The 7,736-nt window shown below is 55.6% G+C and carries 6 protein-coding genes and 1 pseudogene; 4 read left to right on the top strand and 3 right to left on the bottom strand.

The window, feature by feature from the left end:
- Positions 1–222 precede the first annotated feature (222 nt).
- On the bottom strand, positions 223–312 hold the full coding sequence (gene cydH / locus HA41_RS20865) for a cytochrome bd-I oxidase subunit CydH (RefSeq protein ID WP_095707274.1): 90 nt from the start codon (positions 310–312) through the stop codon (positions 223–225).
- A 281-nt stretch (positions 313–593) separates the two neighbouring features.
- On the opposite strand from cydH, the pseudogene purR reads away from it, so the two are divergent.
- Positions 594–1,620: pseudogene (gene purR / locus HA41_RS18900) on the top strand (HTH-type transcriptional repressor PurR).
- Here purR and punR read toward each other — a convergent pair.
- Positions 1,617–2,522, bottom strand: coding sequence for a DNA-binding transcriptional activator PunR (gene punR / locus HA41_RS18895; protein WP_094122045.1), 906 nt, complete (start codon positions 2,520–2,522; stop codon positions 1,617–1,619). The pseudogene purR and the gene punR sit on opposite strands and share 4 nt — an antisense overlap.
- 106 nt (positions 2,523–2,628) lie before the next feature.
- On the opposite strand from punR, the gene punC reads away from it, so the two are divergent.
- Positions 2,629–3,831, top strand: a complete 1,203-nt coding sequence (gene punC, locus HA41_RS18890; RefSeq protein WP_094122044.1) for a purine nucleoside transporter PunC — start codon at positions 2,629–2,631, stop codon at positions 3,829–3,831.
- 311 nt (positions 3,832–4,142) lie between these two features.
- A complete protein-coding gene (gene cfa / locus HA41_RS18885) occupies positions 4,143–5,291 on the top strand; it encodes a cyclopropane fatty acyl phospholipid synthase (RefSeq protein WP_094122043.1) in 1,149 nt (382 codons plus the stop codon).
- Positions 5,292–5,345: 54 nt separating this feature from the next.
- On the opposite strand, the gene HA41_RS18880 is transcribed toward cfa, so the two are convergent.
- A complete protein-coding gene (locus HA41_RS18880) occupies positions 5,346–6,005 on the bottom strand; it encodes a riboflavin synthase subunit alpha (protein ID WP_094122042.1) in 660 nt (219 codons plus the stop codon).
- Positions 6,006–6,211: 206 nt separating this feature from the next.
- Between HA41_RS18880 and HA41_RS18875 the strand changes: the two genes are divergently transcribed.
- The gene (locus HA41_RS18875; protein ID WP_094122041.1) at positions 6,212–7,585 is read left to right on the top strand and encodes an MATE family efflux transporter; all 1,374 of its coding nucleotides are present in this window, start codon (positions 6,212–6,214) and stop codon (positions 7,583–7,585) included.
- Positions 7,586–7,736 lie beyond the last annotated feature (151 nt).

The raw sequence follows: 7,736 nt of genomic DNA, 5'->3' as shown, positions 1-7,736 counted from the left end.
ATCGCAGCGCTGAACGGAATGAGTCTGCCAGGAGAGCCCGCAGGACGCGGGCGAAAGGCGGGGCGGCACAGGATGTGCCATCCCCGGCGGTCCGTCAGGCAGAGGAATGAAGTGAAGGTACCGCGCAGCGGCGCGAGGACCGCCAGCCCCTGAGCGGCACCAGACTGCGTTATCACCTGTCGCTTAACTGACAGGCATTAGGGCCATGCCCGGTTTTTTCGATCAGTGCAGAATCGCGGTGAAGCTAAAAGCGACAATCATCAGCAGGCAGCCGACGGTGGTCATCAGTGCCAGTTTCAAATCGGTACTCATTTAACTCTCCTTAGTCACAATCTTTGTGGGGTTAAGCCATTTTCCCACAGGACCGGGTAAAAATCTCGTTTTATCCGCCCAGCCTTGTTAGAATCCTGCCTTTGTTGCGCAACGCGCGCAACCCCGGTTCCGTTTGCTCTCTTTTCAGGCGCTCATTACCCGCCAGACGCCCTGTTTACCGGTCAGAAAAACTGCCTCATTGCGCAGAAGACCCTGAGCAGACGCAAACGTTTAACATTATGCTTATCATCAGGTTAGATAAGCCCTGGAGTCCGATTTTAATGGCAACAATTAAAGATGTGGCAAAACGCGCCGGCGTCTCAACGACCACCGTTTCGCACGTCATCAATAAAACGCGTTTTGTCGCTGAAGAGACGCGCAACGCGCGTCTGGCAGGCGATTCAGGAACTGCACTACTCGCCGAGCGCCGTGGCGCGCAGCCTGAAGGTGAATCACACCAAAACGCTGGGCCTGCTGGCCACTTCCAGCGAAGCGCCCTACTTCGCTGAAATTATTGAAGCGGTGGAAAACCACTGTTTCGACAAAGGCTATACCCTGATTCTGGGTAATGCGCACAATGATCTGCAGAAGCAGCGCGCCTATCTCAGCATGATGGCGCAAAAACGCGTCGATGGCCTGCTGGTGATGTGCTCTGAGTACCCGGACGATCTGCTGAAGATGCTGGAAGAGAATCGCAACATCCCGATGGTGGTGATGGACTGGGGCGAATCCCGCGCCGACTTTACCGACACAGTGCTGGATAATGCGTTTCAGGGCGGTTATCTCGCCGGGCGTTATCTGATCGAGCGTGGCCATCGCGAGATTGGCGCCATCCCCGGCCAGATGGAGCGCAATACCGGTGGCGGACGTCACGCCGGTTTCCTGAAAGCGCTGGAAGAAGCGGGTATTCAGCCGCGCACCGAGTGGATTGTACAGGGTGACTTTGAGCCCGAGTCAGGCTATCAGGCGATGCAGCAGATCCTGTCGCAAAAACAGCGCCCGACCGCGGTGTTTTGTGGTGGCGATATCATGGCGATGGGGGCGATTTGCGCCGCCGATGAAATGGGGTTGCGCGTGCCGCAGGACATTTCAGTGATCGGCTATGACAATGTGCGCAACGCACGCTACTTCGCGCCGGCGCTGACCACCGTTCATCAGCCGAAAGCGCAGCTGGGCGAGAAAGCGCTGGAGATGCTGCTGGATCGCATTACCAGTAAACGTGAGATTTCTCAGACCATCGAAGTTCATCCGACCCTGATTGAGCGCCGTTCGGTGGCTGACGGTCCGTTCCGCGACTACCGCCGCTAATCTTCGCTTAACCACTCCTGATTAAGCGTTTGCGCATCACCCAGATAGCTGAGTAACCAGCCGGTTGCCGGTGATGCGCGATCTTCCGCCCAGCTGACACAACAGGGACTCTCCGGAAAAGCCACCGGCAAGGTGAGCTCCACCAGCGCACCGCTGTCCAGCAACGGCCGGGCCAGATGACCTGGCACCATCGCCACGCACAATCCCGCCAGCACGCAATCCAGTCCGGTCTGCCAGTCCGGCACCACCAGCCGCCGCTGGTTGTCGAGCGTCCACGTCATACGGCGTGGCAGTGCGCGCGAGGTATCTTCCAGCACCAGAGACGGCCAGCTGCGCAGGGTATCGTCATCAATCTGACTCACTTCCGTTATCGGATGGTGGTTCGCTACCACGCAGCGCCAGTTGAGCGTCCCCATGTCGCGAAAGGCAAAGCGGCCGCCGACCGGGATCGCCTGGGTCGCGCCGATAGCGACCTCAACCCGTCCATCCGCCAGCGCATCCCAGACGCCGTTGAACACTTCATAACTGATGTGCAACTCCATATCAGGAAAGTGGCGGTAAAAATCTTTCACTAATTGTCGGGTACGCTGTGGCTTGACGATACAATCCACCGCAATACTTAACTGCCCGCGCCAGCCGTTGGCCAGTTGCTGACACTGCCGGCGGGTGGCGAGCATTTTTTTGATGACGCTGCGCCCTTCCCGGACAAAATGCTCACCCGCGGGGGTTAACACCACCTCACGGTGCTGGCGCTCAAACAGCGGTACCGCCAGCCAGGTCTCCAGCTGGCGCACCGTGTAGCTGATAGCGGACGGCACCCGATGCAGCTCCTGCGCCGCCGCGCTAAAGCTGCCACCGCGCGCCACGGCATCCACCACTTCTAACGCATATTCTGACCACATATTCTGCCTTCAAATTTTTTAACAGCAATCGGCAAATATTAGCGTTTCACAGCGGCAAACGCACCTTTTACACTCTGCCGCGGTCAACCTGCAAAATGAGAATCAGATGTCACCGTCAAAAGGATTTATGCCTTATCTCGCTCTGCTGAGCATGCTGGGCTTCTTAGCCACCGATATGTACCTGCCCGCGTTTGGCGCGATGCAGCAAACCTTCAGTACCTCGCCTGGCCTGATCAGCGCCAGCATGAGCCTGTTCCTGGCCGGTTTTGCCTGCGGCCAGCTGTTCTGGGGGCCGCTCTCCGATCGCATCGGGCGCAAGCCGGTGTTGCTGGCCGGACTGACGCTGTTCGCCGTCGGCTGTGCCGGTATGCTGTGGGTAGAAGATATTTATCTGATGCTGGCGCTGCGCTTTATTCAGGCGATTGGTGTTTGTGCTGCCGCTGTCAGCTGGCAGGCGCTGGTGGTCGATCGCTATCCGGCCGCACGCGCTAATAAGGTGTTTGCCACCATCATGCCGCTGGTCGCGCTCTCACCCGCGCTGGCGCCGTTACTGGGCGCGTGGCTGATTGGTCATTTCCACTGGCGTTCGATCTTCCTGGTCCTGACGCTGATTGCACTGGCCTTGATTCTCACGACTTTGCGCCTGCCATCGGGCCGCAAAGCAACAGGCGACCAGGCCGCAAACCCGGGATTTTTCACCCTGCTTAAGTCCCGCGTCTACAGTGGCAACGTGCTGATTTATTCCGCCTGTTCCGCCAGCTTTTTTGCCTGGCTGACCGGCTCACCGTTTATTCTGGCCGATCTGGGCCTGTCACCCGCCGATATTGGTCTGAGTTATCTGCCGCAGACGGTTGCCTTCCTGATCGGTGGTTTCGGCTGCCGCGCCCTGCTCAACCGTTTCAAAGGTGCGCAGTTGCTACCGTGGCTGCTGGCGGTCTACAGTCTGAGCATCCTGGCGCTGTTTGCCGTCGCCCTCTCCGGTCACAGTACGCTGGTGAGCCTGCTGCTGCCGTTCTGCGGCATGGCGCTGGCTAACGGTGCCATCTATCCGATTGTGGTCTCCGCCGCGCTGATGCCCTTCCCGGATGCGACCGGTAAAGCCGCTGCGCTGCAGAATACGCTACAGCTGGGATTATGCTTTGCCGCCAGCCTGGCTGTCTCGGCTGGCTTAACTCAGCCACTGTTTACCACCACGCTGATAATGGCGTTGACCATTCTGCTCGCACTGCTCGGTTTCGCAATGCAGCGTATAGCAAACGCACGTTCTGATGTTGCCACCCCCACGACCGCCTGCCAGGATAATCACTGAGGCAATGATTTTTAGTTAGCAACCTAACAATAAGTCATTGAATATTGACCCGGGTGAGAATATACTCATTCGGGTCGATAAATCTGTAATAAATCAACAACATAATAACGTAACAAACTGATTGGCAACCGGGTTGCCGGGATGGCGTCTGCGCGCGCGTTACTGTTACCGTGCCTGACGCTTTTGAACCGTTTCAATCCTCTGTATCACGCCAGATCTCTGGTTTACGGAGTCATCCGTGACTTTTCTCAATTCCTGAAGAAATTGACTATTCTTTTTCAGGTTAAGATTGGACAGGTGGTGGAGAAGCTATGAGTTCATCGTATGTAGAAGAAGTGAGCCTCGAAGAAAATCATTGGTATCGCATCGTTCACGAATTGCTGGAAAAAGCGGATATCGAAATTAATGGCTCACGGAGCTGGGATATTCAGGTAAAAAATCCTGACTTCTTTAAACGTGTCCTGCAGGAAGGATCGCTGGGCCTGGGCGAGAGTTATATGGATGGCTGGTGGGAATGTGATCGGCTGGATATATTTTTCCACCACGTACTCAAACATAAACTGGATCAGCAACTCCCTCATCACTTTAAAGATACGCTGCGTATTGCCGCGGCGCGCTTAACCAATCTCCAGTCGAAAAAACGCGCCTGGATTGTCGGTAAAGAGCATTACGATTTAGGAAACGACTTGTTTTCTCTGATGCTCGATCCTTATATGCAGTACTCCTGCGGCTACTGGAAAGAGGCCACGACGCTGGCCGCTGCGCAGGAAGCGAAGCTGGATATGATTTGCCGTAAATTAGGGCTGGAACCTGGCATGTCGCTGCTGGATATTGGCTGCGGCTGGGGAGGACTGGCAGAATTTGCCGCCCGTCATTATGGCGCGAAAGTCCACGGCGTCACCATTTCCGCCGAACAGCAGAAGCTGGCGCAACAGCGTTGTGAAGGTTTAGACGTCACTATTTTATTGCAGGATTATCGCGACCTGAATGAACAGTTTGACCGTATTGTCTCGGTCGGTATGTTTGAACATGTCGGACCTAAAAATTACGCCACCTATTTCGATGTAGTGGATCGTAATTTAAAGCCAGACGGTATTTTCCTGCTGCATACTATCGGGGCAATTAAAACCGATATGAATGTCGATCCGTGGATCGATAAATATATTTTCCCAAATGGCTGTCTCCCTTCCGTACGACATATTGCTGACGCCAGCGAACCCCATTTCATTCTGGAAGACTGGCATAACTTTGGCGCAGATTACGACACGACCCTGATGGCGTGGCATGAGCGCTTTATTCAGGCCTGGCCGCAACTGGCGGAGAGCTACGGCGAACGCTTTAAACGCATGTTCTCCTACTATCTCAACGCCTGTGCCGGTGCGTTCCGCGCCCGCGATATTCAGTTATGGCAGGTAGTATTCAGTCGGGGTGTGGAAGGCGGATTACGCGTGGCACGTTGATACGATGTTGGGCAAACAATAAAAGCACAAAAAAGGCGCTGATGCGCCTTATTTTTAATCCTGTGCGACTGGCTTTCCGGCCAGCATAGCCATCGTCCCGGCGGCATCACGTTGTGCGAGTACCCGCTCAACGGTATCGACGATCGCCTGAGTATGGGGATCAATCTCGATATTCACCCGATCGCCAAAGGTTTTGGCGCCTAACGTGGTCCGCTCCAGGGTTTCCGGAATCAGATAGACGCAGAATTTGGTTTTGGTCACGTCCCCTACCGTCAGGCTAATGCCGTCGATGCCGACGAAGCCTTTGTGCAGGATATATTTCATCTGAGCCGGGTCCTGAATTTTAAACCATACTTCGCGGTTATGTTCAGACTGGATAATTTTACAAATTTCAGCCGTGGTCATAATATGACCGGACATCAGGTGCCCGCCTATTTCATCGCTGAATTTTGCGGCACGCTCGATATTGACCACATCGCCCTGACGTAAATCGCCGAGGTTAGTGACACGCAGGGTCTCTTTAATTAAATCAAAACTGACCCGATCGCCCTCAATAGCCGTCACGGTTAAGCAACAGCCGTTGTGAGCCACGGAGGCGCCCAGTGCCAGTCCAGGCAATAATTCTGCCGGCATCCTGATGGTGTGGGTGCGGAACAGCTCTTTCTCTTCAATGGACACTATTTCTGCGGTGCCCTGCACAATACCGGTAAACATAGTCTTTGCCTCTGCGAAGTTTGCGCTAGTTTATCACAGCTCACGTCCGCTGTTCGCTTTCAGCCAGCGACGTTGCCTTACAGCGTAGCAAACCGCATGCAGTGACAAAGATTGGCGAATCCGGTCCCGACAGTTACACTAGCGGACGCAATTCCTGGGGGCTTTTCTGACCCCGTCATTATTTAATTAACTATTCAGGTGTTAACGTGCAGAAGTATTTAACAGAAGCGCGTCAATTGCTTGCCCTTGCGATCCCGGTCATCCTTGCTCAGGTGGCTCAAACCGCGATGGGATTTGTGGATACCATTATGGCCGGCGCCGTCAGCGCCACGGATATGGCCGCCGTTGCTGTCGGCACCTCTATCTGGCTTCCGGCCATTCTGTTTGGTCATGGTCTTCTGCTTGCATTGACGCCCACGGTTGCGCAACTCAACGGCTCCGGCCGCCGCGAACGCATCGCCGAGCAAATTCGTCAGGGTTACTGGCTGGCGTTTTTTGTTTCGCTGTTGATCATGGTGCTGTTGTGGAACGCCGGCTATTTAATCCGGGCGATGCACGACATCGATCCGCTGCTGGCGCTGAAAGCAGAAGGCTACCTGCATGCATTACTGTTTGGCGCACCGGGCTATCTGTTCTTCCAGGTGCTGCGTAATCAGTGCGAAGGCCTGTCGAAAACCAAACCGGGTATGGTGCTGGGTTTCCTCGGGCTGATGGTGAATATCCCGCTTAACTATATCTTTATTTATGGTCACTTCGGTATGCCAGCGCTGGGCGGTGTCGGCTGCGGCGTGGCAACAGCCTCGGTTTACTGGGTGATGTTCATCTGTATGCGTTTCTGGATCCGCCGGATGGGTGCCATGCGGGATATCCATCTGACCAGTCGCTGGTCTCCGCCGTCACGGCCCATTCTGACCCGTCTGATGACGCTGGGCTTGCCGGTGGCGCTGGCGCTATTCTTTGAGGTCACACTGTTTGCCGTGGTGGCGCTGCTGGTGTCTCCGCTGGGAATCGTTGACGTTGCCGGTCATCAGATTGCGCTGAACTTCAGCTCACTGATGTTCGTCATGCCGCTATCGCTTGGGGTCGCCACCACTATCCGGGTCGGCTATCGACTGGGTCAGGGATCGACTGAGCAGGCGAAAGTGGCCGCCTGGACCGCGCAGGGCGTCGGAATCAGCATGGCGGCAATGACCGCGCTGTTTACTGTTACCTTCCGGCATCAAATCGCCCTGCTCTATAACGACAATCCGGAAGTGGTGACGCTGGCGGCACAGCTGATGCTGCTGGCGGCGATCTACCAGTTCTCCGATTCGATCCAGGTGATTGGCAGCGGTATTTTGCGCGGCTATAAAGATACCCGTTCAATCTTTTTCATCACCTTTATCGCCTACTGGCTGCTCGGTCTGCCGGCCGGTTACCTGCTGGCGCTCACCGACTGGCTGGTGCCACGCATGGGGCCAGCGGGATTCTGGTGCGGCTTCATCATCGGGCTGACATCCGCGGCGGTGATGATGCTTTGGCGAATCAGGCGCCTGCAGCAGGCACCTGCCGAGGTGATCCTGACGCGCGCGGCGCGCTAAGCGGTTGAGCGGGCGGTAAAAGGCCCGCGAAGCCTAAAAAAACGACGCATAGCACAGTTGCTGCTCAGTCATGGTGAAAAAACCATTTTTCCCCTTGCCAGCCTCACCGGCTGCCGTTAATATTCGTCCCCGCTGTCGCCCAGACAGCATG

Source organism: Pantoea conspicua, from assembly GCF_002095315.1.
GTDB classification, from domain to species: Bacteria; Pseudomonadota; Gammaproteobacteria; order Enterobacterales; family Enterobacteriaceae; genus Pantoea; species Pantoea conspicua.
This window is presented reverse-complemented; position numbering and strand designations above follow the sequence as displayed.

Bases quoted from the DNA above. Each gene is read 5' to 3' on its own strand.
- cydH (WP_095707274.1), bottom strand. From the start codon at position 312: ATGAGTACCGATTTGAAACTGGCACTGATGACCACCGTCGGCTGCCTG.
- punR (WP_094122045.1), bottom strand. From the start codon at position 2,522: ATGTGGTCAGAATATGCGTTAGAAGTGGTGGATGCCGTGGCGCGCGGT.
- punC (WP_094122044.1), top strand. From the start codon at position 2,629: ATGTCACCGTCAAAAGGATTTATGCCTTATCTCGCTCTGCTGAGCATG.
- cfa (WP_094122043.1), top strand. From the start codon at position 4,143: ATGAGTTCATCGTATGTAGAAGAAGTGAGCCTCGAAGAAAATCATTGG.
- HA41_RS18880 (WP_094122042.1), bottom strand. From the start codon at position 6,005: ATGTTTACCGGTATTGTGCAGGGCACCGCAGAAATAGTGTCCATTGAA.